At 57.3% G+C, this 25,077-nt stretch carries 20 protein-coding genes and 1 tRNA gene; 11 read left to right on the top strand and 10 right to left on the bottom strand.

All coding sequences use genetic code 11. The features are described 5' to 3' along the window. Window positions 1-28: 28 nt before the first annotated feature. Together Q0L30_RS16625 and Q0L30_RS16630 are read right to left on the bottom strand one after the other, a co-directional pair. Window positions 29-1,939, bottom strand: coding sequence for an ATP-dependent helicase (locus tag Q0L30_RS16625; RefSeq protein WP_296658524.1), 1,911 nt, complete (start codon window positions 1,937-1,939; stop codon window positions 29-31). After that, the gene (locus Q0L30_RS16630) at window positions 1,936-3,669 is read right to left on the bottom strand and encodes a DUF2813 domain-containing protein (RefSeq protein ID WP_296658527.1); all 1,734 of its coding nucleotides are present in this window, start codon (window positions 3,667-3,669) and stop codon (window positions 1,936-1,938) included. The genes Q0L30_RS16625 and Q0L30_RS16630 overlap by 4 nt, the downstream gene beginning before the upstream one ends. 457 nt (window positions 3,670-4,126) lie before the next feature. Between Q0L30_RS16630 and Q0L30_RS16635 the strand changes: the two genes are divergently transcribed. The 5 genes from Q0L30_RS16635 (at window position 4,127) to Q0L30_RS16655 (ending at window position 9,041) form a co-directional block, all read left to right on the top strand. After that, window positions 4,127-5,053, top strand: a complete 927-nt coding sequence (locus tag Q0L30_RS16635) for an HNH endonuclease (RefSeq protein ID WP_296658529.1) — start codon at window positions 4,127-4,129, stop codon at window positions 5,051-5,053. A gap of 81 nt (window positions 5,054-5,134) precedes the next feature. Beyond that, a complete protein-coding gene (locus Q0L30_RS16640) occupies window positions 5,135-5,617 on the top strand; it encodes a hypothetical protein (protein ID WP_296658532.1) in 483 nt (160 codons plus the stop codon). Window positions 5,618-5,657: 40 nt separating this feature from the next. Beyond that, entirely contained in the window at window positions 5,658-6,296 is a 639-nt protein-coding gene (locus Q0L30_RS16645; protein ID WP_296658534.1) for a hypothetical protein, read from the top strand. A gap of 1,270 nt (window positions 6,297-7,566) precedes the next feature. Then, the gene (locus Q0L30_RS16650; RefSeq protein ID WP_296658535.1) at window positions 7,567-7,761 is read left to right on the top strand and encodes a helix-turn-helix domain-containing protein; all 195 of its coding nucleotides are present in this window, start codon (window positions 7,567-7,569) and stop codon (window positions 7,759-7,761) included. Then, entirely contained in the window at window positions 7,758-9,041 is a 1,284-nt protein-coding gene (locus Q0L30_RS16655; protein ID WP_296658537.1) for a phage/plasmid primase, P4 family, read from the top strand. The genes Q0L30_RS16650 and Q0L30_RS16655 overlap by 4 nt, the downstream gene beginning before the upstream one ends. A gap of 622 nt (window positions 9,042-9,663) precedes the next feature. Here Q0L30_RS16655 and Q0L30_RS16660 read toward each other — a convergent pair. The 3 genes from Q0L30_RS16660 to Q0L30_RS16670 form a co-directional block, all read right to left on the bottom strand. Then, the gene (locus Q0L30_RS16660; protein WP_296658540.1) at window positions 9,664-10,005 is read right to left on the bottom strand and encodes a hypothetical protein; all 342 of its coding nucleotides are present in this window, start codon (window positions 10,003-10,005) and stop codon (window positions 9,664-9,666) included. Window positions 10,006-10,183: 178 nt separating this feature from the next. After that, window positions 10,184-10,507 carry a single-strand-binding protein/primosomal replication protein n gene (locus Q0L30_RS16665; RefSeq protein ID WP_296658543.1) on the bottom strand — a complete coding sequence of 108 codons (324 nt, stop codon included), beginning with the start codon at window positions 10,505-10,507 and terminating at the stop codon, window positions 10,184-10,186. A gap of 50 nt (window positions 10,508-10,557) precedes the next feature. Further along, complete coding sequence (locus Q0L30_RS16670; protein ID WP_296658545.1) at window positions 10,558-11,784, bottom strand: replication-relaxation family protein; 1,227 nt, start codon at window positions 11,782-11,784, stop codon at window positions 10,558-10,560. 876 nt (window positions 11,785-12,660) lie between these two features. Here Q0L30_RS16670 and Q0L30_RS16675 point away from each other — a divergent pair. Further along, a complete protein-coding gene (locus tag Q0L30_RS16675; protein WP_296658548.1) occupies window positions 12,661-13,299 on the top strand; it encodes a hypothetical protein in 639 nt (212 codons plus the stop codon). Between the two features lie 1,351 nt (window positions 13,300-14,650). Here Q0L30_RS16675 and Q0L30_RS16680 read toward each other — a convergent pair. After that, complete coding sequence (locus Q0L30_RS16680; protein WP_296658550.1) at window positions 14,651-14,818, bottom strand: hypothetical protein; 168 nt, start codon at window positions 14,816-14,818, stop codon at window positions 14,651-14,653. A gap of 298 nt (window positions 14,819-15,116) precedes the next feature. Here Q0L30_RS16680 and Q0L30_RS16685 point away from each other — a divergent pair, with 298 nt between their 5' ends. Beyond that, window positions 15,117-15,425 (top strand): helix-turn-helix transcriptional regulator, encoded by a 309-nt coding sequence (locus tag Q0L30_RS16685; protein ID WP_296658552.1) that lies wholly within the window; start codon window positions 15,117-15,119, stop codon window positions 15,423-15,425. A 1,909-nt stretch (window positions 15,426-17,334) separates the two neighbouring features. Here the strand turns inward: Q0L30_RS16685 and Q0L30_RS16690 are convergent. Next, entirely contained in the window at window positions 17,335-17,799 is a 465-nt protein-coding gene (locus Q0L30_RS16690) for an HAD domain-containing protein (protein WP_296658553.1), read from the bottom strand. A gap of 49 nt (window positions 17,800-17,848) precedes the next feature. Here Q0L30_RS16690 and Q0L30_RS16695 point away from each other — a divergent pair, with 49 nt between their 5' ends. The 4 genes from Q0L30_RS16695 (at window position 17,849) to Q0L30_RS16710 (ending at window position 21,100) form a co-directional block, all read left to right on the top strand. After that, complete coding sequence (locus Q0L30_RS16695) at window positions 17,849-18,472, top strand: excisionase family DNA-binding protein (protein WP_296658555.1); 624 nt, start codon at window positions 17,849-17,851, stop codon at window positions 18,470-18,472. Between the two features lie 21 nt (window positions 18,473-18,493). Then, window positions 18,494-18,739, top strand: a complete 246-nt coding sequence (locus tag Q0L30_RS16700; RefSeq protein ID WP_296658557.1) for a DUF2442 domain-containing protein — start codon at window positions 18,494-18,496, stop codon at window positions 18,737-18,739. A 151-nt stretch (window positions 18,740-18,890) separates the two neighbouring features. Beyond that, window positions 18,891-19,184: a hypothetical protein gene (locus tag Q0L30_RS16705; protein WP_296658559.1), complete on the top strand. Its 294-nt coding sequence runs from the start codon at window positions 18,891-18,893 to the stop codon at window positions 19,182-19,184. A 1,502-nt stretch (window positions 19,185-20,686) separates the two neighbouring features. Next, window positions 20,687-21,100: a hypothetical protein gene (locus Q0L30_RS16710; protein WP_296658560.1), complete on the top strand. Its 414-nt coding sequence runs from the start codon at window positions 20,687-20,689 to the stop codon at window positions 21,098-21,100. A 143-nt stretch (window positions 21,101-21,243) separates the two neighbouring features. On the opposite strand, the gene Q0L30_RS16715 is transcribed toward Q0L30_RS16710, so the two are convergent. The 3 genes from Q0L30_RS16715 to Q0L30_RS16725 form a co-directional block, all read right to left on the bottom strand. Further along, window positions 21,244-22,863: a site-specific integrase gene (locus Q0L30_RS16715; protein WP_296658562.1), complete on the bottom strand. Its 1,620-nt coding sequence runs from the start codon at window positions 22,861-22,863 to the stop codon at window positions 21,244-21,246. A gap of 161 nt (window positions 22,864-23,024) precedes the next feature. Further along, window positions 23,025-23,101 (bottom strand) — tRNA-Met (locus Q0L30_RS16720). 116 nt (window positions 23,102-23,217) lie between these two features. After that, a complete protein-coding gene (locus tag Q0L30_RS16725) occupies window positions 23,218-24,876 on the bottom strand; it encodes an MFS transporter (RefSeq protein ID WP_296658564.1) in 1,659 nt (552 codons plus the stop codon). Window positions 24,877-25,077 lie beyond the last annotated feature (201 nt).

Here is a 25,077-nt window from a genome sequence, read left to right on the forward strand (position 1 = left end):
AGGTGCTACCCTCGGAATCGTCAACTGCCTACGTTACGTCAAGTCCCATTTCGCGTAAGAAACGCGAGGACGTCTTTGACCAACCGTTGTAGCTGTGCGCGTAGCTCATTGTTAAGGTTTGCAAAGTGCGCGTGATTGCAACGAAGCAGTTCCGACGCTCTTCCTGCATTTCCCTGCTGCTGTCACCCGCCTTTATTGCTTGAAACGACGGTAGCTGGTCCTCAGCGAGTCCAACCAGAAATACATGCTCGAACTCCATGCCTTTCGAGGCGTGAACAGTGAAGCAGCGGACAGCGTCAGAGGGTGGTTCAGGAGTTTTGTTGGCCAGCGTTAATTCTTGCAAGAATTGACCGAGAGTCATAGCGTATGCTTCTGACTCTCCGCCTAACTCACCAATCACCGTACGCCAGACTTGCCTTTCTGACGGATATTCCGCGAATCGCTCAGTGCCGTCAGGGCTTCCGTGCTCTCGGTCGTCAAAATATCCGAAGCCTGTTCGGAGAAAACCTTCGAAATTTCCCGAGACCAGACTACTAATCGCGTCACACAGTTCGACGGGAAAGCGCCCGGAATTTCCAGTTGCCAGAGTAGATAGCGCGAGTAAGTGGTCGCCGTTAGCTTGGCTCGCAAGTTCAATTACTTCCGCAGTGCCGATTTCCGTATCGATGGAGTCAGAGAGCGCCTTTGTTACGTTTGACACCAACTCCTCGTCTGAACGCACTGCCGCGAGCTTCAGGCAACTGACGATGAAGCGCATGGGCCCGCTTTCGAACTGCGACTTGCGTTGCTGAACGTGGGCTTTGACGCCAACAGCGCCGAGAGCGCCTTGCACTTGGATAAGAAGCTTGGAGTTCCTCGCAAGCACAGCTATATCGCGCGGGATGCTTCCTGTCTGTAACCGCGTTGCAACTTGCCGCGCTACCGTCTGAGCCTCGTCTATCTCCGTGGACGCTGCAATGACATTAATAACACTGCCTTGGGTCGTTGGCGGCTTCATCGGCATGAGCGGTCGCTTGCCAGGGGAGCGGTCGCTGTTGTGCTGAATGAGGGAATTTGCAAGTTCGACGACGTCAGGTGGACAACGATAGTTCTCGGGGAGTTGGATACTGGTTAGGTCGTAGTGTTTGGCAAGTTCGTTGATGCGGGACGGGCTCGCGCCATTCCATTGATAGATAATTTGGTCGTCGTCGCCAACGATAAACAGGTTCGCGTCTCGCTCCGGAGCTAGGGCGCGAAGCAAGCGAAATTGCACCAAATTGGTATCTTGGAACTCATCTACGCATACGTACTTATAGACCGTCCGCAGCTGCTTAGCCAAACGCGGGCGCGAGCGCAACAATTCTTCGCAAAAGTAGAGAATGGCTCCATAGTCGACACAATTCTCGGTCTTCAAAAATTGCTTGTAGTCGGCGAACAAACGCTGAAGTTGTGCTGCAGCGTCCGGGTCACGCATTAGCTTAGGAATATCTGCGTCTTCAATGGCCCGCTGGAACAGATGGTCCAGTGCGCCTAATGCCTTCTCAGCCGACAGTATTTTCGTATAGAAAGAGGTGTCGGCCGCAAGAATGTCGCGTACCGCCCGAACACGTTCAGGGTCCTCGATGATTTCAAAGTTGGGACTTAGGCCGAAATGGCTTCCGTGCTGCCTTAAGATATCTGTCCCAAAAGAGTGGAAAGTAGTCAGTTGTACGCGACCGCTCGAGGTCGGGCACATGGAGAGCAAGCGCTCCCTCATTTCGGCAGCAGCTTTGCGCGTGAAGGTCAAACAAAGGATGCGAAACGACTCGTTTTCACTGTTGCGCACAAGCCTGGCTACGCGCGTCGTCAATGTCGCCGTCTTGCCCGAGCCAGGACCGGCGAGAACGAGCAGCGGGCCCTCGTCCCATAGGGCCGCCTTCCGCTGGCTGAGGTTCAGTCTATCGAGAAAGTCATCCATCATTTTCCCTGCCTTGCGAGTGCGGCCGCTTTATAGATTGCGAGTCTAAGTGCCTTCGGAACTGAAGTACGACCGCGAAGTCTCATTGCATCAACGACGGCATGAGCGGCAGCAGGCTTACTGTTATTCGGAAGGCATTTTGTAACCTGCAGGACGTAGTCTGCATCGCCCGGCTTGGCTGTCATCTTCTCTAGCTTCTGGGGGCTAGCAAGTCCCTCATACACATCAAGAAAGCCGTTGTCACCCATATACGGTTCCACTGACGGAACATTTTGCATGGTCGTAATATGCCTATGCGACTTAGCACCAGCGAGCAACTTGTTTTTCGCTTTTTCCACGTCGCCCATGCCTTGCTCGTCTCCATCGGTGAAACAGTGCCACGGGATGCCGAGGGCATTGGCGGCGTCGAGGAAATACGCGATGTCTCCCTGACGATACTCTACGCACCGGACGCCAGCCTGCTCGAGGTTCACTCCAAGGACCTCTGCAGCGCCGGCAAACAGGATAGCCTCAGTCTCTCCTTCCCCCAAGAGCCAGCATCGAGCGAAGAACAGCTCGCCTCTGGTTCTCCGTACGAGAAAGTCGAACTTTTGACGTTCTCTGTCTCGGAAGAGGTCCGGCGGTATGCGGCCGACCTTAACGACCCCGCCGGAGCGGTACAATCGCCGCACGGACGTCATTTCGACTTCTGACAAAAGGTCGCCGGAGTGGGTCGCGACGAGCTTCTGGCCATCGATGCCCTTAATTGTTTGCCACAAAGCTCTTACTGCGCTTGGGTGCAGGTGAGCTTCGGGTTCCTCAAGGGCCACAATCGCTTGGGTTCCCTTGACGCCCTGCTTGCGAGAAAGCTCCGACTTCAGGAATGCATCGAAAAGCATAAGAACGGCGAGGCTCTGCGTACCCTCTCCATGCCGACTTATCGGCAGACGCGCACCCGTTGCCGATGCGATGCTGACCTGAGTACGATTCAGCATGTCGAAAACACGCGCAGGAACTGCGTCGACGCTGACGACGTCGTTCTTTCCGACACTCACTAAATCCCGCATCTTCGCGAGATAGTCCTGTACGCCTTTGAACGTCCCGTGCGCTTCGATTATCTCGCTGTTCACCGCTTGAAGTTGCCTCTCAATCTCAGCCTTTCTCTCTGGCGCAATCTGCGAATTCTTGACAAACGGTGCCCAGAACTGAGAGGTCCTGGAAAACTCACGTGCTGCGTCGCGGAGTGCCGAAAGGTAGAACAGCGGGCGGATAAGCTGGAGGGACGGAAGCTTTCCCCTGTTCTTTGCGGGCAACGCGTTTCCTGCGGCATCAAGGAAATCGTAGGTATGTTCAATTTCCTGCGTGACCGCCGAATATTGAGCAGTCACACGCATCTGCACGCGACTACGGTCATCTGGGGGCACGAGAACGACGATGCCACCGTCTCCACCCAGAGTTCGCTCAATCTCGTCGGGCCACTCCCCGGCGGCGGCTTCTTCGAAGGTGAGGGTGATTGAGACCGCAGGTGCGGTCGTTGGGTCGGCTGACGCTCCGTCGAAATGAAGGTCAAAGTCGTCAAATGGTGAAACACGACCACCGGCCCTCATCGCACTAAGGCAAGTACGCAACGCATGCAGAACTGTTGTTTTTCCGCTGTTATTCTCGCCGACAAGAACCGTCGTCTCATCTAGGTCAAGCGCAAGATGTTTAATGCCGCGATAATTTTCGATTTCAATACGGCGCAACAACATCATTCATCCCCAAACGGTGAATTGCAATCCACTCCAAATCTTGTCTACCCGCGCGAGTTCCTCAGTGAAGGTCGTTGCGCAAGAGACGACTTAGTCGGTTCCAGCGTTTGCCGCGCTTCGGGTAGCCGAGGCAGGAGGGTCGAAGGCTCCGCAACCCTCGGAAACCACATCGATGTTGTCATTTTATCTTGTCAGGCCACGTGGGGACTATGTCTACGCGCGAGCGCTTCGTCGTTTCTCATCACCCTGACCTGCATTGCGCCTACGTGGGGGCTCCTCCGACACTAAAGCGCACCGCCTACCGGCAGCGGCATTCCGGGTGCATATCTTACGCTAAGGGCGCTGCTGGTACCTCAGGGGCAGTCCACGCGGTACGGGAGGTAGACGATGGGCGGGCCAGTTGCCCGCAGCTCCTCGCGGCACGATAATTCGAAGACGACCTCCGAGCAATCACGTGCACATGGACCCAATCGAGTACGCCAAAGCGTTCTATCTTCAGCACTACACCATGCTGGACATGTGGCACATCACGCCGGGTGTCAGGGTGGTCCTCGGGAGGGGCGGCTCTCAGAAGTGTCGATTCTGCCTGAGGCTGGCACCCGAGGTTACGTTCCGGTTGAAGGCCCATGCCATTCCCGAAGCACTGGGCAACAAGGGGATGCTTTCCCGGTACGAGTGCGATGAATGCAACAAGCACTTCGGCAGCACGATTGAAAACGACTTGGGAAACTGGACACTACCGATGCGCACACTCTTGCGCATATCCGGTAAAAACGGCGTCCCCACTCTGAAGAATGAGCGCGACGGTTGGCGCATCGAGTGCGATGACGGAAGCGAACTGAAAGTTAGTCACAATCGCATCGACTCTGTGTTTGAAGTCGACGAAGCGCAGAAGCTCATTCGGTTCAATCTAAAGAGAGGTCCGTACGTTCCGCTGGCTGTCCGCAAAGCGCTCGTCAAGATTGGGCTAACGCTGCTGCCAGAAACTGAAGTGCCGAATTTCGAGGAAACAATCAAGTGGGTTCGCGACCCACAGCACTCGAATGAACGAATGGTTCGGATGCCAGTGCTTCGAACTTTGAGGCCAGGACCAATGAACGGCCAAATGATTACGGCCGCACTATTACGCAGAAGCGAGCCCAGTATCGCTTTGCCGTACGCGTTTCTTATCCTCTCGATTGCGAACGAGGCCTACCAAGTGATGCTTCCGAGCCCACAGCTGGACCCGCCATTGGACGCAACACCAACGCAAATGCCGGTGTTTCCTGTTGGACTCGGCCAGAACCGCGACTCGATTTACTCCGCTTTGAATCTTTCCGACAGCGAACGCGTGGTCGACGAGGTTATGTCAGCTGTCATGTCGTACGACGCCCGGATTCCGAAATAGGGTTGCTCACGGACCGTCCGTCTCAAACCATATTACAAGAACGCTGGAGCGTTTGCGGAGCGCGAGGAATAAGGCGGAGTCATGCAAACAGGCAGATGCCAAGTCTGCGAGGAGCAACTAGGCTCCCGCACCCACGAATTTTACAGTCGTACTCAAAAGGTCGTCTTCGAGGGCAAACTCAAGACTGTAACGGTGCTATATGAACTGCAGGAGATGAGCTTCTGTGGGCAAGAGTGCTGGGAAGCTATGGAAAAGCCGATTATGGACGGCCTCCATCCGCTATACCAGCAGCTGCACCCGGTTGCGAAGTGCTGTGAGTGTCAGGCTCCAGTCGACAGAACGCAGCCGCATTATGCGCTGTACGTCGGCGAACTCGAAGACGTGTCACAGCCGTGGCTGGCATCGATGCGTATACTTGACGAAAGAGAAGTCGCCGTTTTTTGTGCGGAGTGCCGAGTTCCGGATGGGGATTTGGCAGCAGCCTTGGGCTTGCTCACGGAAGAGAATGATAGTGTCGCGGCTGCCGAATCGGAACCGGCGAAGAAGCTTGAGCCTCAGTCGTGACGTGTGACGTAACCACGATGTAAATACAAGAGAACACGGAATGGTGCCACTGTACTTGCTTGAAAAGATTGCACGCCACGGAATGGCCGCTCAACGTCTGATTGACGAGCGTAAGCGCAGAGAAGGTGAGCATTTCGGAAGCGATGACGGTGGCGCTGTCGCATTCGAAGCCGCTGATTTCGTTGTGACTTTCCTCGCACTTTGCGGGGACGAGTCGGTTCTGGAAACGCGTGAGCTTCGCAACAATATTGCCCAGCTAGTCGGCACCGCTATTCGAGAACACAAGACTCAACAACAGCCAGAAGAAGAGGCCGCAGTCTTTGAGAACGATGGGAGACCTCTCGCCCCCGGCCAGTACGACGGGATGCAATATGTCCTTGAGGAGGAAGATGGCGAAAGTGCATCGAAGAGCCAAATTGAGGCGTATGTCCGCGACACTGGACATGAAAGGTTCCTGTCTGTTCACATGACGGAGAGCCTTCGGCAGGCTTTCGGTGATTGCCTTCAAAAGGGAGAATTCAACGCGAGCTGGTTCGGCTCGTCGCTCGCTTTGGAGTTGTCGGTTCAGCCCGAATGGCTCACCGATAGTCGGCAACGGGCGGCTGCCAAGCGTCGGGTGGAGAACCAGCACATCCGTGTCCCGCTTGACGCAATCAAGATTACCTATGCTGTTGACTGATTGAGCGGCTGAGGGCGGCTCCTCGCTAACCCTGTTCGGCCGGTTAGTCCCGGCGAGAGTCCTTTCCACCGGTGCCTCTTGCCGTCGTCGCAGTCCGACGCCGAACGTCGCGCTCGATGCACTTCGGAAAGCGCGACATCGAGGCCTCCAACGGTGGAATCTCGGGCGGCTTGCGTTCGGCCGGCGACGACGACCACACCAACAGGAAGCGTCAGTGTTATAGGCACCAACGAACTTGCTGGACGAGTGGGGCCTCTTCTATTGTACTTGCCTGTCACCTTCGCCCCGTCACGCAGCGCCGAGGACTTCGGCGCTACGCGCTTGAATCAGTGGTTCGTTTAGAGAATTTACGAGTTCCACTTTACTGAGCTGCATTTCGGGCACTTGTATCCGCGATTGACAATCCACGTCACAATCTCGTCTTTGAAAATTAGCATTGCAACCCCGCCGGCGACGAGGGCAACGCAAATTTCCAATGCAAGGCCCGTCCCCGCGAAAAAATATGTTACCCACGCTGCAAACCCGCCAGCAGGAAGTGCGCCCCCGATTATCTTTACGATGAGCTCAATAGTAACCTTCTCGCTATGGTTGCAATTCTCACATTTGATTTTCATTGTACTGGCTTACCTGATGCGTGAATAAAGAGTAAGGGCGCGCCGCGCCTTCTGGCTGGTACCTCAATGTCTGTAACGGCACAAGTGCGGATGACTTTAGCCTTCCGCGTTGCGGAAAAGGAAAAAAATCCGACGGCTGATGATGGAATGGTCGCCTTCGAGCCACGCATGAGAACGGAAACGAGCTTGTACTGCACTTCAAAACGATGCATTTTGGGTACTTGCATCAACCAAAGGTTGATTGGGCCGCTTACCTCAAGCGCACAATGTAATGCTCCGCCGACCTTCCGTCATATCAACGGGAAGGCTCAGAACCTTTATTGTGGTCGAGGCCTGAGACGCGACAGCTCATCGGGTATTGCACGCTCTTGTCGGTTGCGACGCGCTCGAGCTATGGATGTCCGATTTGGTGCTTACCAGCGAACGCGGGCAGCGGGAAGCTTGCTCCAACGGGGCGTCAAGCGCGCACCTCGCGAGCGTCATGAATGAGCGCGCGCGACACGCTCTATTTCAATTCGGGCGTACCCGTCGACTGTCGCAGGCGTAGCGTTTAAAAGCTGTGAATACACCTTAAGCCACGTCGTGGCACCCGGAGGGACGTAGGGCCGCCACTTGGCCTATGTGCTCCGGCAAAACGATTCGTTGGAGTGTATTCCATGCCTTATTTGCTGGACATTCATGAACTCGCGGAGTTGCTCGGTCGCAGCCCGGAGACAATAAAAAAGGACATCCGCCGCAATCACTTGGCCGTTCCACCACGGCTTCATATCCCTGGCACCCGGTTGCTGCGTTGGCGGCGCGCTGATGTCGAAGCATGGCTCGCCGAGCACGTCGTCGGAGGAGCGGAATGAGCGAGCGTTTCGAACCGCACGATTACGCAGACGCCCTCGTTCGCAGTGGGCAATATGCTCACGAAAGCGGGGTGTTGTTTCAATGGACCGGCTTGTATTGGCGGGCCGTCAAGGAGGAAGACGCCGAAACGGATTCCTACCGCTGGCTTGTCCGTCACAAACGGAGCCACGCATCCAGGGAAAACGCGCGCAAGGCCGTCCATGCTGCGATTCTTTGGTCCGAGAAGCTCCCAGAGCCCACACGCGACGTCGTCATTCCATGCAGCAACGGATATGTTCATGTTGTCGACGGGGAACTGCAGCTGCTCCCGCCCGACGCATCCTTGGGTCTGCAGCATACGCTGATGTGTGAATATGACCCAGCGGCGGTCGAGCCAAGCCGCTTCATGCAATTTCTGCGAATGATACTACCTGACGAAGCCGTGCGGGCTCGGGTGCAGGAGTATGTCGGCTACACACTCACTGCTGATGCTCGCTATCAGCGAGCGCAGTTGTGGCTCGGTAGCGGCGCGAATGGCAAGGGCGTATTAGCGAACATTGTTCAGGCTTTGCATGGCCGGCCAGAGAGCGTCCAACTGGATGCCCTCGATGGATTCCGACTGTCGGTGCTGATTGGCGCGAGCCTCATCTATTCGGATGAGACACCACGAGGGCGCATCAACGAACAACTGCTTAAATCATTGATTGCCGGTGAGCGTGTCCAGGTGGACCGGAAATATCGAGACCCGGTCAGTATTCATGTACGTGGCAAATGGCTGGTGTTGGGGAATCACCTGCCGACCATCACGGACCATTCCACTGGCTTTTGGCGTCGCTGGGACATCGTGCCATTCAGTGTGACAATTTCCGAAAGCGAGCGTGACCCATTGCTGTCCCAGCGCATCATCAGTACCGAATTGTCTGGCGTTCTTGTGTGGGCCTTGGAAGGTCTGATGCGGCTGCAGAAGCGCGGGGCTTTCGATACCATGGTGCCGGTCGCAATGTCCCGGTTGCTGCATCAAGCGAAGTCGGAGACTAACTCCGTCCAGGCTTGGTACGACGATTGCGCCGTCTCAATTTCCTCTAGCCAGTCCACCGTCAAGGACGAGGTTTATGAGCATTACCGCCGGTGGTGTGACCGCCACGGGTTGACTCCGATGGCGTCCCCGCGCTTCTGGACGCGTATGAAAGAACTTGTTCCATTCGAGGATTTCCGACGCCGAAAGGGTAAGAGTCAGATTCGCATGTGCAACCTCCAACTGCCACCTGACGGCTGCGTCGGTGATACCCAAGCAGGCTAAAGCGTAGCGTCCCGTCGTGACACCTCCCGTGCGATGCGGTAACGAGTAGCAGCAGCGCGTCGAACCAGTTTTGGCGCGCTTTCTAATGGGTGTGCCGGGTGTGCCGGGGTAATTGCGAAAACTATTTCATGCGGGTACCGTCCGCACGTAAAGTAGTTAGCCGTTTCACCCTGACTCACCCGACTCAACGCTAGGTTCTTCGCATTTTTTCTTGTTTTTTGTCGTGCCAGTGGGCTCGGTAACCCGACTCCTAGCGTCTCACCCTCATGACGAGACGGTGAGGTGTACGCGGACAAGCTTTTCGCCTGTCGGCGATGTTTTCCAGCCGTGTACTCCACGGGAAGCGCTAGGCGCTCGATTTGTTTCAGGCTACAAAGTCGGGGCCGCGCCGCATAATCAAGCTGTCGAGTGCCGCTATAACCTGGTCCGCAGTGAATAGGCGAGGATGTTTTACGGCCTGAAGCCGACACTCGCGGTCTGAACGACACATGTCACGCCCGCATACTAATCACCCAATTGGCAATCGGTTTTCGGGCAAGGTGGCTACCCGAAGGCCCAGTGAAGCAGGCGGTGACAGTAAGCCTTCGTAAAAAAACAGGGCTGCTCCGGCAGCCCTGTTCAATTAATATTCGCCGTTACGCTCTATGAGGAGTTTGGCAATGACCTCGTGGACGAGCAACGCTCCCGCCTCGATGCCCAGAAGGTGATGGATATCGAAGCCGTTTTCCATGCCCCGGAACCACTTCATCACGGTCAGGACGTCTTCAAAGTGTTCGCCGTTGATGCGACGGCAAAGCATGTATGTATCGGGCCGTGAGAGTCGGGAGTCGTATAACGAAACCAAGAACTCGGCCACCGGCAGGACGCCAGCGTCGTTCCTCGCTGCACAGGCGGAAAATAGTCGATGTGCTGCCTGCGCTCCGCTATCTTGCCCAAAGTCGGGGAGCAGTGTTGGTACGTTCATGATTGGCCTTAAAGAGTCCGTGCGCTACGTATAGCGATGCCTTGCTCCTCAGTGAGGAGTTCACGGCTCTATGCATCGAACTGCGCAGTTGACTGAGTCGGTCTGGCCATCCCGAATGAAAAAAAGCCACCCCAGAAAGGGGTGGCATGCGAATAACGCTCAAACGGGAACGATAACTTTACGCCGGTGTTGGCTCTGCTGCCGCCGATACACTCGCGGGCTTCGATATCTTCGCAGCTTCAAACGCGATGATGAGAAGCGTTCCCGTCGGTTTTCCCTCGCGAGACAAATAGAAGTCCGCCTTTAACTTCCCCGTGACCTTTGCGAAATCGCCCTTTGAGAGTTGCGGCTCAACGTCTTTCATGATGCGGACTGTGTACCATGTGGGCTCCAGGTCCGTTCCGCGTTGACTCTCGCATAGTCGTAGTTCGTAATATCCCTTTCCGGTGGCCTTACTTTCCTTGCGCGCCGGTACGGTCGCGACGTTTCCGAAAACTTGCATCTGTCTTTGTCCTTCGAAGGTTAGGTTGTCTCCTACAGCTATTCGTATAGTCACCAAGAGCCAGATGCATCGCTCGAAAAGGGAAGAAGTGGTGAAATTGGCGAAGTCCACGGACTGCGAGCGCTCGGCCGACGGTACGGCAGATAGTCTTCCTCGAACCATCCGGACAGCGGCTGCCGATTCGACGAATCGAGTCGAACTTTGGGCAACCATGTCGGGAGCAGTTGCACAATCACATGCCCGACGCAATGGTCAATGTACTGCTGTCTGTCCGGCACGTAGACCATCGCCCAAACTTCGAAGATTCCCTCCTCAAATTCGAGAAAACGCCGCTGTATTTCGGACGTCAATTGCAGCCCGTCGCTGTCGCGCACTCTCCCCCGCAGTAGTGCGAGCGCACGCAACAATATTCGGTCGGTCCGAGCAAGGACAACAATGCGCCGCAATGGTTGATTGTTTGATAGGCGCGCTCCGATACGGCCAGCAAGCGCACAGAGTGCTGCTTCGCGGTCGCTTCCCCGCTTGCTTCTGTCAATCTCGAACCACGTCACACCGTCTTGCTCGTACGCGAGGACATCGGGGCGCAGTATGCGCTGCCGTCCACCAGTTTCGACGGTAACGAACCCCTGCTTGATATCTGCGCTCTTGTCGCGACCAGCATTGAGTTCCCTTAACGCCTCCGATTCGGTCTCCGCCGGCACGCCACGAGCTTCACAGCAGAGGGTGATGAAATTCATCCAGAGCGTATGCTCCGGATTGGACATATCAGCGACGCGACGCACTGAAGCCGTCGCATCGATGCCCTGGTCGTGCAGCCACCTGGCTCCGCCGACCGTCAGCCCGTACACATGCTGCAGCCTATCCGTGCGGTACCGGCGAACCAGTTTCGCCTTCGCTAGGCCTCTCATCGCTCTTTGCGCAGCGGTTAGCGAAGCTTTGAATGGTCGCTCTGGAAAGCACGCGACTGCGATGTCTATCGCGCGCACAACGCGAAACCTGTTGACGGTTAGAAGGGCGCGTATCCACACTATCTTCTGCAAAGCGGTCGGATGAATCTCCGATGTCAATCCACGGTCGATTCTTTGCGTAACTGCCTTTGCTTTCGTGTGCTGCAGCGTTACACCGAGATGCGCCTGCGTGTCATGTCCACTGGGAGCCAACGACTGTCTCTCCGGGATACCGTCGCCTGTATCGCGGCGGCGCTCCGCCCGTGCGCGCTGGGTATGGATTACGTGCCTACGGGGCGTAGGATGCGGTTCATTGAGTGAATCTGCCATTTCTCGTGGCCCTCCTGAATCAGGTTTTCGAGGCCACACGTCGCGAGGTGCACTCGGGAGCGCGTGGTACGTACTCCCGTATAGCTACGGCGCTACCAGTCTCCGCAAGGATGAACACCACGCGTTTCGCAACTGTCGGTGCGTTCGAGAGCACCGTTGCGCGGCCGGATGCGGGCGATGGGGCAAACGTGCTTTCCCCTTATCCTGCCTCGTGCGCAGGGGCGCACGGCAACTAGCCTTTTCATCGCGACGTCGGGCAAGGCCGCTGTCCATTCGACCCGGCTACGCCGGTGCGAACCCCCCGCCGACGTCGCGTACCTTTTGACTAAGCCACTCTGCGTCCGAAGACGCCGGCGCTGACCGTGCTCCCTGCATGCCGTTTCGCCCTGGCTTGCCCCGCACTGCGCAATCAACTGCATCCTCGCGCAGAGCGGGGACCCCTTGCCAGAATGCACTCGCGCTTGCGCGCTCGTAGGATATTCAAGGTCAGCATGAACCGACGTCGGCGGGGGGTTCGCACCGGCTGTCGCCGGGCCCGGTCGCGAGCAACTGTTCGCTCATAGCCGTCCCGCGTGAAAGACCGTGACCCTTGTGCGCCGCTGCTGCACCGGCAATGGGCGCGGCTGGACGCCGCGCCGTCCGTCCGCTCGTTCCGTCGAGAGCGCTCTTGGGTACGGTCGGGGGCGGGTCTGTGACAAAGATGTACTGGACGAGGGTGAGAGAGCCATCGCGCGCGGAACGTCAGCGCTACCGGCAACTGATAACCGCGTCACGCGTTTCGATGTCGCGAGGCAAAGGCAGAAAGTCACACAAATGCCCCTCGCTTTGTGTCGCTGATTGCTATACAAGCGTGCATACAACTATTGGAGAGCTCATATGCATGCGAAACGACGCAATGGCAGGGTGCTGCTTTACCGCAGCACATACATTCGCAAAGGCGAAAGAGGGAATACACACGGATTTGCGGAACAGCGCTTCGTGGGAAGCATGAGCGTAGACGCGCCGACGATACCGGCCGAACTCGCTGGCGAGCTCACGGAAGCGGAACTGCTTTACGTTCAGCAGAGGGTGATTGAGCCAGCGCGGAAGGAAGCTGAGGCAAGGCGAGCTGCGGAAGTGGCGCGTGCTCTTGACCCACGCTGGAGGGTAGATGAGGCTGTGAGGCTGCTCGGAGAAGCAGTTGAGAAGATGGGAGCTTCTCCTTCTGTCACGGTCGATACAAAACGCGTGGACGGGCTGCGGAAGGTCGTCAGCACGCTTATCGAAAACGCCGGTATGTTGACGCCGGCAAATGGCGAACCGGCAAGTCCGTTGAAGAGAGCTCTGGAAGCCATCAAGCTTGCAGCTGCTGCGGTAGCTAACGGTAGTTGTGGTCGCGCACCGTCGGAGAACGTAAGAAATACGGAGCAGTATCAGTTGTGGACTGAGATAAAGGCTGCGATGGAAGGCGACATCGGTGGTAGTCTACTCCGAGCGCTGCAAGATGCTGGGTTTGTAAAAGCCAAAATGCGCTAGGGTCACGGGTGAGTGGCTAACAAGTGTTTCCCCGGGACACACTTTTAAGGCGGCTACGTTCTTGATGCTCCGCTCTGGGCACTCAGTTCAGGCTATCGATGCCGCGAAGTGTCCCCTCGGCGGCCACTTTTCTGGGTGCTATTCTGAGGGGGCCGGTGCCGCCCAACGCGGAAACGCCACCATAGCCGTTTCACCATCGCGGCTGTCGAGTGAGACCATGCTTAGTCGAAAACCGAGGGGGGGAGAGCGCCGCGAGGGAGAGCAGGCCGAATGCAGAAACGCCACCATAGCTTCTTCTCGCTCAAGGGTGGCAGTCTCGCATCCGTCCACGCACGAACAGGTCGAAAACGAGTTTGTATTCGACCATCGATGCGCTAGGGGTAAAGTGAGCGTGCGAAAAGTGTTTCCCGGGGAAACACTTTTAAGGTGGCCATATTGTTGAGGGTTCACTCTGGGCACTTAAGTCAGGCTATCGATGGACCAAGTGTCGCCTCGGGGGATATCTTTCTGGCTGCGATGACCCAAGGTAGGCGATGCAGCCCATTCGACCATCGGTGTTCGACTAGGTTATGCGAGGGCAGGACGGCCGCGTTCGCATTGGCGTGCTGGGCGTAGGACGAAATCGAGCTGTTGAAGGGACCATGCTTAGTCGAAAACCGATGGCCAAGAACGTGCCGGGGGAGGGGCGGCCGAATGCGAAAACGCCACCGTAGCCGGTACACGCTCAAAGGTGGCGGTTTCGCATACGTCAAGGCGCGGACACGCTGAAAACGAGTGTGTAATCGACCATCGATTCCGCATGGACACGGGCGAGTGTTTGAAAAGTGTTTCCCCGGGAAACGCTTTTGCGGTGGCTTGGCTCTTGAGGCTCGACTCTAAGCACTCAGGTCAGGCTGTCGATGCGCCAAATGTCCCATCGGGAACATCGGTCTTGCTGCGATGCTCAAGGAAGGCGGTGCGGCCGATTCGACCATCGGCGTTCGACTAGGTTATGCGAGGGCAGCACGGCCGCGTTCGCATTGGCGTGCTGGGCGTAGGACGAAATCGTAGCTGTTGAACGGGACCATGCTTAGTCGAAAACCGATGGCGGAGAAAGTGCCGCGAGGGAAGGGGACCGAATGCGAAAGCGCCACCATAGCCGGCACATGCTCAAAGGTGGCGGTTTCGCATAGGTCAAGGCGCGGGCACGCTGAAAACGAGTGTGTATTCGACCATCGATTGCCCAGACACTCGGGCTAGTGGGCGACGAGTGTCTCCCCGGGAGACACTTTTGAGGTGGCTTGGCTCTGGAGGCTCGACTCTAAGCACTCAGGTCAGGCTGTCGATGCGCCAAATATATGAACGTCGTCCATCACTTCCGCCGCTTTGCTTTCGCCGCTTTGCGCACGTGTGTCTTCAACGCTTTGCCGAGTGCCGCGTCTGGCAGTGCCATCACTTGGCCGAGCAGTTTATTGACAAACTCGAGGGCGAACAGGTCAACGGCGCGCTGGGCTTCATCACTGATAGACGATTTTTTCATGGGTGACCTCCAATGAATGTCCGCAGAATTCTAGTGAAAAGTGGCAGTGGTGGTGGCGAGATATGGTGGCAGTTTCGCGGACGGCAACATGGTGGACTGGCCCAAAGATGGCGGTCCCCGAACTGGCAGCTCCGGAGATAGACCGGGGGCGCTGGACGTTCGCAGGGGTGCGGAGCTGGTCAAGGCGTGCTTGGCCTTCGCCGCATACGAAAGGAAGCGCAGGGTAAAGAACAGGTCATAATGTGTCATATAGGATACTGTATCGACGTTATCGTACTTAACGTATCCTAGGTGACACATGAACCTCTTTGAGCTCGGAGATGCATTTCGCCTTGCGCGAATTGCTGCAAACAAAACTCAGCAGCAGGTTGCGGAACTGAGCGGCGTCACGCGCGCACGGATTAGCCGCTTCGAGACGGGTAGCCTGCGTGAGCTCGGGACAGTGAAGATGCTGAGTCTCTTCGAGGCACTGGGGCTTGAGCTTTTTGTTCGCCCCATCGGGCATGGGCGAACGCTTGACGACGTTCTGGCTGAGCAGCAAATGCCTACTATTCCCGTGGAGGAAACGCGGCGACGCGTCCGTACCTCTCGTTCAAAAGGCGAATAGCAAAAACTTCTTCACCTTCTTAAAAGCTCTTCTCCCTCGAGCGTCGACAAAAAGTCTGACGCCGTTTTGGAACTCGTGTATCCGCCAATATCCCGACTGGACAGGGACGCCGACCCCTCGGCTATCTTCCGCCCACCTTGGCTTCGACATCCTTTCGGCAACGTCGGGGCTCAGTCGAGGCAAGGTTCCGCTGAGGCTGGACCGCAAGTTTCAGCGCTGAAACTTTCTCCTCCGCTGTCCGGACGGGCAAGGGGCGAGAACCGACACGCACTTTTTTGGACCGAGCCCTAGCCATGGCCGACCATCTCCCTCTACTGCCATACGCTACTTTGCGTCCGGAGAGTTCCGAGGTTGCCCGTGCCGAAGACCATCTCGAATCTGCTTGCACCAGCCTATAACGTCGTCCAACTGAAATTCGGACAGGTACGGTGAATGAGTGAACAATGTCTCTAGGATGAGGCCACAACGAATCTCTGTAGTCGAGCCAAGACCCGTCACGCCGTCTATACCCTGTCGACCAGAATCATCGAGCATTCTCCGGCCGTCGCAATTGATGAACTCGTTCGGTTTGAATTGGTGCATGAGAATCGTATGGCGCTATCAAGCGCCGCCTGTGTATTGTGTGTCGAGATTGTTGTCTGCAATTGGTCGGTAAGCTCCGTCGGAGTCATCGACTTTTCGATGTGTCTATTGCAGATGTTAAAAGTCTAATGCAGAAATATAGGGAAGTAAAAATATAATTTAGGATTTCTATTGAAAAGGACCGGTCTTTTTTAATGAATATTGTGATGTGGGTGTACAAAGACTCTCCCAAAACGAACTCTTCGGGAATCATGCCGGCGCTGGTGCGCCGCTTCAGTGGGGAAAGTGGAAAGATGTCGACCGGGGCGATTTAAGACTGGTACGGATGCGCGACTCATGGTTGATAAGTTTCAGCGCCGAAACTTCGACGAGAACCACGCACGATGGATATCAAACGTACTTGTGCAGCAGTGAGACTTGTCGGCGCGCACTCGCAGTCGTGTTGGCGGACAGCATTGAGCTGGTTGTGCCGTTGGCTGAGTTCGCGGCTCTCCAGTGTGACCGGGAAACGTTCCGGCGCTGAAACTTTTGGACGCGTTCTAAATGTGTCGCCTCCCGCAGTAAGTCGCCGCTGCCCTCCTCGGCGAGAGTCGTGTCATATACATAGGAACCGCGCGCCGCGCTATGTGTGGAAACGGTGTCATTTATGATGCGGGCGGTGACACTCGCGCGTTCAGCCACGCGCGGTGCCCGAACAGCGCGGCGAGGCGCGCCTGCAGTCCTCGTTTTGAACGCTGCGGCGGCTCGATTGCGGCCTCACGGCTCCGTTTGTCCACCTGGCGGTCTGGCGCTGGTCGAGCGTGGGCGTGGGGCCTCGCGGTGTCCATCGAGGGCAGCGTCGAATGCAGAAAGTGTTTCCCGGGGAAACACTTTTGGGCGGGCATCAAATGCAGAAAGTGTTCCCTCGGGGAACACTTTTCTCGGCGGCGAGATTCTCGAGGGGCCGTTGCTGGCGTTTGTCATGTTTGATAGTCCTCGTAATGGTCCATTTGATTGAACCCGCAGTCGCAACCGACTGATACTTCGGCGTTGGCAGAATCACCAGCAGCGGACCATAGTGGGGTGGGCTACTAGCCCACCCCCTGCAACCGACTGATACTTTGGAGTTCGCAGAATCACCAGGAGCGGACCCGTGATGAGGTGTGTTGCTAGTAACCCGTATCTTGAGCCTCAGACACAAGCGGCTGGAGAATCCGAGATAGAACCTTCGGGGTTGGGTGTGCTACTAGCACACCCCCAATTTTGAGTTTCGGTCACTCCTAGCGCTCGTTCAGGGCTCTTGCAATGTTCGCCATCATATGAGCGAAATTTTCTTATTTTGTGGACTTCATTGGCATAACTGTCCCAGCCGGGTTATCAAAAGTTGCTGAACCAAATTATCGCCGAGTCCAACAGACGGTTGGCACCGAACAAGTCGCTCGCGACAGTTTTCGAATCCATCGCCACGGTCATCAACAGCCAGCCAGCGTTGGACGTTATGTGCGCGCACGTAACGCTGAACCTGCACACCACGCGGTAATGCTCGAAATGCAACTGAATCAGCATCGCTAGGCTGCGTCGCGTCGACGACGCGCTCGCGCAGCCGTGAAGAGGGCAGTGCGTCACGGGCAGCTTCAAATCCGACGACCGATACCCAATCTGTAGAGAGAACGATATCCGCGTTGAACGGCTGCAACAACTGCTCGAGCACTGCCGCGAACTCGAACAACTCAACGCCCGGCGCGCTCACGATGCCGTTGGGCGTGCGATACGCGTCACCACGATGTAGGACGTTGTCGTAGTCGAGGAACAAAACAGGCGACATAGGGCAGATAATGAACGCTCATCGAACGTGAGGCTACATGATGAGCAAACGCGACGAAAAAAGCGAGGCCGGGGACAGCAACGTCGTTTCGACGGCTGAAGCGGCAAAAATTCTCAACGTGTCGACGAGATACGTTGAGCAACTCATCGACGATGACCGACTACCCCTGCATTACGCCGCAGGACGGGAGCGGTTTCTCCGAAACGACGACGTGCTCGCCTACAAAGCGACTGCGAAAGCCGTTGCTCAGGAGGCGTTAGTTCAGTTGATGGAAGCGTCCGAGCGCGCAGGCCTCTATGTCAAAGAGGCGCGAGAGGCATTGAAGCCGTTCGTTCCAGCGGATTTTCCACGCGAACCACTCAACGCATTGCTGAGTGGCTCGCATCCGAAGCTGGCCCTGCGAATGATAGACGGTCGAGCCTACGCGGGATTGACTCCGGATGAGCTCTACGAGCGTTACGACACATGCGAAGACCTCGCGCGTCAACTCGCAAACTACTGCACGCGCAAAGCAGATGAGAACCCCGAGTGGACTCACGAGTTTAATATCGAACGCACAGAGCGAGGAGTGACGAAGAAGCGCGCAGAGGGGAAGTGGGACATCTCGGAAGCCGAGCAGGCGTGGGTCATCAAGAAGATGCGCGAATTCCTCAACTGGTGAAGTTTCGGCACTGGAACTTTCATGGATAACAAACACGTTCGAGCGACTGCCATCCGGTTTGAGGACGGTCAATTCGTCGTCACGCTATCAGGGGGCAGTGAGTTAGTTGTGCCACTGGCGCAGTTCCCGACTCTCGGCTCGGCCACCCGGTCACAGCTTGAGAGCGTGCGGATTTCCCCGTCGGGGAGGGGACTGCACTGGGACGAACTCGACGAGGATATCAGCGTTGACGGTCTGCTTCGCGACCAGGAAACGTTTCGGCGCTGAAAAACCAACGGCTACCCGAAGGTAGCCGTCGTAGCCGGGGTTCTCTTAGCCACTCCAAGGTGGGACCCAGATTAACCAGGTGGCACTGCGTTTTTTCACCCGTCGCGCAGCTTTCGTCTCCAATATACCCTGAAACTCTCGAGGATTCGCGATGACCGTGAAAGAACTCATCGAACTGCTCAAGGCCGCTCCTCCAGACAGCATCGTGCTATTCATGGAGCAATTCGCATCCTGGACTGAGGGCGAGGAGATACAGCAGGTCGACGTCCGGCCAGAGCCCTGGCTGCACGAGCGAGGGCACCATCGCGACGATACCTATGAGGCGCACATCCCGGCGACGCTCAAAGACCCGCGCGAAGAGGCTGGCTACCATGACGTAACTTGGCGGCCAGAGAGCGTCGTTGTGTTGTCGTCGGGACCTACCAACCTGCGGTTTCCCTTCTGACCAAGGCCAGTGTTCTGGTAGAACACGGACCGATGGGCGCGGACATATCACGCTATATCACAGGTTTGATATAAGCCCGCTGCGCTCGTTTCTGCCCAGAATCCGCTCAAAATTTGGCAGATACTCGAGAATCTGCTCATTTCCAGCCTCAGTCGCGCGGCCGACCGCAAAAAGTATCGGCGTAGCTCTTTGGCGCGGGAGGGCGGATGCGGCATACAACCCGCCGGAACCAAGCGCCTCGCGCTGTTCGACAGAACTCCCGTTTTGCTCGAGCAACGTCTGCTGCAACTAGCGTCACGTGCAGTCCGTCAACGTAGCCAGAAACCTCATACTCGCCACTCGCTAGACGAGTGCCCCACGCGGTATAGCCCCACGCAAAAACCTCGGTCATGTTCGTCCCCTGTAGATGCGCCAAGTGTTCCCTCAGGGAACACTTTACGGGTACGAGGGCTGTCGACGGTCATTACCTAATGTAATGAGTTGTGAGACAGGAAGGAGCCCTCGCTTCGAGCGATAGTGTAATTCGGTATTCCACCCTGTCATCGCGGCCTTCTCGACCGGAGGCCGTGACGCGTCTCCCGGAGTCGAGTGGGATACTATCCCACCCTGTCATCGCGGCCTTCTCGACCGGAGGCTGTGACGCATCTCCCGGAGTCGAGTGGGATACTATCCCCCCTGTCATCGCGGCCTCCTCGACCGGAGGCCGTGACGCATCTCCCGGAGTCGAGTGGGATACTATCCCACCCTGTCCTTTTCCACGCATTTGACGAGTTGGGTGACGCCTGGCACGGCCAAGCATTCATTGCCTTCGGCTTTGGGGTGACCTGTCACCGTCTGTAGGCCTCGACTAGTCAGCGTCTCGACGGCCGCGTGGCGTTCCGTGTCGCACACCATCTCGAATTTGCTTGCACCAGCCGATAATGTCGTCCATCTGAAACTCGGACAGGTGCGGTGCGTGAGTAACCAACGCCTCCAGGACGAGGCCACAACGAACCTCCGTAGACGAGCCGAGACCAGTCACACCGTCTATGCCTTGGTGACCAGAGTCGTCAAGCATTCTTCGACCGTGCAATTAATGAATTCGTGTGGTTTGAATGTATGCATGGGTATTTTTTTGGCGCTGTGATACGCCGTCAGTGTTGAATTGGCCAGAATGTTGCTGATTTGGTTGGTAGGCTGATGATTTTTGTTGCGTTCGAGAATGGTTTAATGCAGTCGTTTAATAAAGTAAAAATAAATTAGGATGACTATTAAAAAGAATCGGTTCTATTTAGTGATTTTCAAATAAGGTCGGGCGGACGTCGTTCGCGATGTCCAGGAGGCGCGCGCTCTTTTTTTTCGCGAAGCGGGCGAGGCAGACGACGCACTCAGAGGCGGAGGCATAACTCGACCAGCGAGCGCCGGGAATGTTTCTCAGGGGAGACGCGGAGCCGCTTCGATGCGGGTCTCAAGGTTCGACGTTTCGTGCCGTTAAACAGCGTCTTCCACTCATGGGGTTCTGTATGACAATGTTGCTCTATAAGACTGCGGTGGCACCTCTGACCGAAACGGAGCGCCAAGGCTGGTACGCGATTGCTGGGACAGGAGGTGTGACCGAATTCGAGGATGCGGGACATCTCATCAATGACCTCACCGTTGGAGCCGATGCCTGGACTCATCTGGAAGGCGCGCAGGTGGTCGGTCTGCATGACGATAGCGAGGTAACGGAGGACGACCCGCGATTCAATCACGAAGCGGATGACGACGGCTTCGCCGTCGTGCGCAGTCCGCTCGGCGGCTTGTATCTGGCAATGTCGATTAATGTTCCGGAGGCGCTCCTGATGCAGAAGGCAGACCTGATTCCGGGCGGAAAGGATTTCGCGTTCGGCGAAGTGCTGGAGAAGGCGTGGGCGGATTTCATCAAGTCGTCGCGTTAAGCTGACGTATTCGTTAAAGCGGCGCGGGGCCCGTAGCGACTGAGGTATCCAGAGGGGCTCGCGGCACTGCTCTTGAGAGTCAGTCGAGCCCCTTGATTGATGTGACGGCAGGGCCCGTTTTCTCCCGGTCGGCTGCGTGTAGGTCAGTACGTATCGTACAGGGCGGAAAAATCCACCCCTTCAATACGGAACCGTTCCATGCCCTCGGCCAGTTGCATCGGGTCAAAGACACGTCGGCCCCGGCTTTTCTTGCCGTAGCGCGCTCCCATGCCGTCGGGCTGATGACCGAGAATGCCGTGAATACGATAGTCGTCGAGGCCGCACCAGCCAGCGCGCTCTTGGAAGAAGTGCCGGAATGAATGGAAGTTGTAGCGCACGTCGTCGACCACGTGCCGGTCGAGATATTCGTTGAACCAGGTCGAGAACTGGGCCGTGAACACGCCGTATTTGTTGGGCCTGAGGTCTGGAAAGAGCCGGTCCTTCCCAGACAAACGGACGGCGTCGACATAGCGGCCGAAGCCGATTTTGAGCAACTCGGCGTGAACTGGAACGTGGCGCTTCGATACTTTGTTCTTGACCCCCTGCGTATCGTCAAGGTCGGTGATGCGCAGGAACATGCGGTCATTCAGCATCACCACGTCGCTCACGGCCAATTGGCCGAGTTCTTCGACGCGTTCGCCACCGAACAGGGCAAGCAACGGTAGCCAGAACGCGGCGTCGCGGCCGCCCTTGGCTGGCCGCTTGCCGGCGGTGAAGACTTCCGTCTTCAGCAGCAGGCGGACGTGTTCCGGTTCGAATGGTTGAATCTCTTCAGTGTCCTTGTGCGAAACATTGATTTTTACACCGACAAACGGGTTCACCCGCAGCGCCGTTTGGCCGCTATCCAGGTTCGTCTGGAGGACTGGGCGCAGCAACGCGAAGATGGTCTTGATACGACTCCGGGAGAGGCCCTCCGCTTCCTCCAGATGAGCCGCATAATTTCGCAGGTCGTCGGCGGTGAGCTCGACCGGTGCGCGGTCCCCGGTAAATTTCCGCAACCGGGCAACTTGGGACCGCGCTTCGTCAGCGGTCTTCAGCTCCGGCTTGCGTTCGGCAATCCAGTGGTCGAGATAATCGTCCCAGCTATCGTTCTCGCCGGGGGCAGCGGGCATCTCAGGGGCCGGCACGTCCGCACCATTCAGGCGCGCCAGCTGGTCCTTGATGACCGCGAGGTCGGTTTGCATCAACTGCAGCGTAAAGTGCTGCCGCAGTTCCGGGCTGACGAGGTCTATGTCGAAGCCCTCGGTATCGAGGACGTTCTCGACGATGTGTTCTGCATACGAGAGGTCCTGCAGTGCGCAGGCGTCCGTGAGCGCCTGATGCTCTTCCTCGAACATCGCCCGGGTTTCCGCGAGGCTCGCGTGCGTTATCGGGCGGTCAGCGTCCGGCAGCGAAAGCATTGCCGCCCGGTAGCGGGCCAGCAGTTGCGGCACCATCCAGCGTTCCAGCCGGACAGGGCGGCCACCGTCGGACACAGGTTCGTCCGTTGATGGGGCATCCGGTCTGGCGTTCAGCTTGGCTTCCATTGCGGCGAACAGCTCGTCGGTCTCGGCGGCCCGTTGCCGGGCGCGCCGTGCGGCCTCCTTGTAATCGGACGTGCGCAGGGAGCCGGTGATGAACTTTTTGTCGAGTGCCGCCTGAAGATGGAGGGGCACAGGACGCCGGAATTGCCAGTTGCTGCTGTCCGGCCGCCTGTATAGATACGGATGCATGTCGTCGCCCACGGTTGACCTTTGAGGGTGGATTCGTACGCAAATCGGTACGGTCCATTGTTACGGTCGGCAGGCGAAAAACTTGAGCCCCAGAAGCCGGAAAGCCTTATGAATCAAGGCGTCCGGAAAGACAAAAGGCCGCTGTCCTTGTGGGACAGCGGCCTTCCAACAACTGGTGGCGAATCAGGGACTCGAACCCCGGACCTGCGGATTATGATTCCGTCGCTCTAACCGACTGAGCTAATTCGCCGAAGAAGCGAATTATGCCTGGGGCCCCCAAGGCTGTCAACCACAATCGGACGATTTTTTCGCGAGACGGTCCGGTAGCCCCGCCGCGCATCCCAACAACCCAGCAAGACCCCCACCTCAATCCCTCGCATAAATATCCGAGTCGCTGGTTTCCTTGAGGAGCAGCATCCCGACCACGAAGGTCATGAGCGCGATGACGATCGGATACCAGAGCCCCGAGTAAATGTCGCCATTCGCCGCCACGATCGCGAACGCGGTCGCAGGCAGGAACCCGCCAAACCAGCCGTTGCCGATGTGATACGGCAGCGACATCGACGTGTAGCGGATCCGCGTCGGGAACATCTCCACGAGCATGGCCGCGATCGGCCCGTACACCATCGTCACGAAGATCACGAGGATCGTCAGGATCACCACGGTCATCGCCCAGTTGAGCTGCGCCGGGTCCGCCTTCGCCGGGTAACCGGCTGCCTGCAGCGTCGCGGCGAGCAGCTTGTCGAATGCCGCGCCCTTTTCCCCGGCCCCTTCGGCCTTGCCGTCGAACGCGTCGATCACCGTGTCGCCCACCCTGATCTGCGCGATCGTGCCCACCGGCGCCGCCACATTCGAGTAGTTCAGGCCGGCCCGTGACAGCGCACCTTTCGCGATGTCGCACGAGGACGTGAACCGCGCGGTGCCGACCGGGTTGAACTGGAACGAGCACTCGTCGGGGTTCGCGATCACGACGATCGGCGCGCGCTGCGTCGCCGTTTCGAGCGCCGGATTGGCGAAGTGCGTGAGCGCCTTGAAAAGCGGGAAGTAGGTGAGCGCCGCGATCAGGCAGCCCGCCATGATGATCGGCTTGCGGCCGATCTTGTCCGAAAGCGCGCCGAAGAACAGGAAGAACGGCGTGCCGATCAGGAGCGCGAGCGCGATCAGGATATTCGCGCTCGCGCCGTCGACCTTGAGCGTCTGTGTGAGAAAGAAGAGCGTATAGAACTGGCCCGTGTACCAGACGACGGCCTGCCCGGCGGTCAGGCCGACCAGCGCGAGGATCACGATCTTCAGGTTTTTCCACTGGCCGAACGCTTCCGCGAGCGGCGCCTTCGATACCTTGCCCGCGGCCTTGATGCGCTGGAATGCAGGCGATTCGTCGAGTTGCAGGCGGATCCAGACCGACACGGCGAGCAGCAGGATCGACGCGACGAACGGGATGCGCCAGCCCCACGCGGCGAACTGCTCTTCACCGATCGACGTGCGCACGCCGAGGATCACGAGCAGGGAGAGAAAGAGGCCGAGCGTCGCGGTCGTCTGGATCCACGACGTATAGAAGCCGCGGCGTCCGGGCGGCGAGTGTTCGGCGACATAGGTCGCCGCGCCGCCGTATTCGCCGCCGAGCGCGAGACCCTGCAACAGGCGCATGGCGATGAAGATCACGGGCGAGGCGAAGCCGATGGCCGCGTAGCCCGGCAGGAAGCCCACCAGGAAGGTCGAGCTGCCCATGATCACGATCGTCACGAGAAACGTGTGCTTGCGCCCGACCAGGTCGCCCAGCCGGCCGAATACGATCGCGCCGAACGGACGCACGGCGAAGCCCGCTGCGAAGCCGAGCAGCGTGAAGATGAAGGCTGCGGTTGGGTTGACGCCTGAAAAGAAACTTTTGCTGATGTAGGCCGCGAGCGAGCCGGCCAGATAGAAGTCGTACCACTCGAACACGGTGCCGAGCGACGACGCGAATATCACGCGCTTTTCGTCGTGCGTCATCGGCGCGTGTGAAGCCTGTCCGCCAACCGTTGCCATGGATCTCTCCAATCCAGTATTGCTATACGTCGGATCCGCCTGGCGGGCGGCCCTCTTGGTCATTATTGGAGCGTAAACCTGAGGAATTCTGAAATTAATCCGGGCGTCGGGTGGGTGTAATTAAATGGGAGCGTGATTAATTATTTTCGCTGAAACTGTCGCTATTTTTTCCGTATCGCCGTGCTTCATCTGCGATCGAAT

It is taken from the genome of Paraburkholderia sp. (assembly GCF_024281035.1).
In the GTDB taxonomy this organism is placed as follows: Bacteria; Pseudomonadota; Gammaproteobacteria; order Burkholderiales; family Burkholderiaceae; genus Paraburkholderia.

Bases quoted from the DNA above. Each gene is read 5' to 3' on its own strand.
- Q0L30_RS16625 (WP_296658524.1), bottom strand. From the start codon at position 1,939: ATGATGGATGACTTTCTCGATAGACTGAACCTCAGCCAGCGGAAGGCG.
- Q0L30_RS16630 (WP_296658527.1), bottom strand. From the start codon at position 3,669: ATGATGTTGTTGCGCCGTATTGAAATCGAAAATTATCGCGGCATTAAA.
- Q0L30_RS16635 (WP_296658529.1), top strand. From the start codon at position 4,127: ATGGACCCAATCGAGTACGCCAAAGCGTTCTATCTTCAGCACTACACC.
- Q0L30_RS16640 (WP_296658532.1), top strand. From the start codon at position 5,135: ATGCAAACAGGCAGATGCCAAGTCTGCGAGGAGCAACTAGGCTCCCGC.
- Q0L30_RS16645 (WP_296658534.1), top strand. From the start codon at position 5,658: ATGGTGCCACTGTACTTGCTTGAAAAGATTGCACGCCACGGAATGGCC.
- Q0L30_RS16650 (WP_296658535.1), top strand. From the start codon at position 7,567: ATGCCTTATTTGCTGGACATTCATGAACTCGCGGAGTTGCTCGGTCGC.
- Q0L30_RS16655 (WP_296658537.1), top strand. From the start codon at position 7,758: ATGAGCGAGCGTTTCGAACCGCACGATTACGCAGACGCCCTCGTTCGC.
- Q0L30_RS16660 (WP_296658540.1), bottom strand. From the start codon at position 10,005: ATGAACGTACCAACACTGCTCCCCGACTTTGGGCAAGATAGCGGAGCG.
- Q0L30_RS16665 (WP_296658543.1), bottom strand. From the start codon at position 10,507: ATGCAAGTTTTCGGAAACGTCGCGACCGTACCGGCGCGCAAGGAAAGT.
- Q0L30_RS16670 (WP_296658545.1), bottom strand. From the start codon at position 11,784: ATGGCAGATTCACTCAATGAACCGCATCCTACGCCCCGTAGGCACGTA.
- Q0L30_RS16675 (WP_296658548.1), top strand. From the start codon at position 12,661: ATGCATGCGAAACGACGCAATGGCAGGGTGCTGCTTTACCGCAGCACA.
- Q0L30_RS16680 (WP_296658550.1), bottom strand. From the start codon at position 14,818: ATGAAAAAATCGTCTATCAGTGATGAAGCCCAGCGCGCCGTTGACCTG.
- Q0L30_RS16685 (WP_296658552.1), top strand. From the start codon at position 15,117: ATGAACCTCTTTGAGCTCGGAGATGCATTTCGCCTTGCGCGAATTGCT.
- Q0L30_RS16695 (WP_296658555.1), top strand. From the start codon at position 17,849: ATGATGAGCAAACGCGACGAAAAAAGCGAGGCCGGGGACAGCAACGTC.
- Q0L30_RS16700 (WP_296658557.1), top strand. From the start codon at position 18,494: ATGGATAACAAACACGTTCGAGCGACTGCCATCCGGTTTGAGGACGGT.
- Q0L30_RS16705 (WP_296658559.1), top strand. From the start codon at position 18,891: ATGACCGTGAAAGAACTCATCGAACTGCTCAAGGCCGCTCCTCCAGAC.
- Q0L30_RS16710 (WP_296658560.1), top strand. From the start codon at position 20,687: ATGACAATGTTGCTCTATAAGACTGCGGTGGCACCTCTGACCGAAACG.
- Q0L30_RS16725 (WP_296658564.1), bottom strand. From the start codon at position 24,876: ATGGCAACGGTTGGCGGACAGGCTTCACACGCGCCGATGACGCACGAC.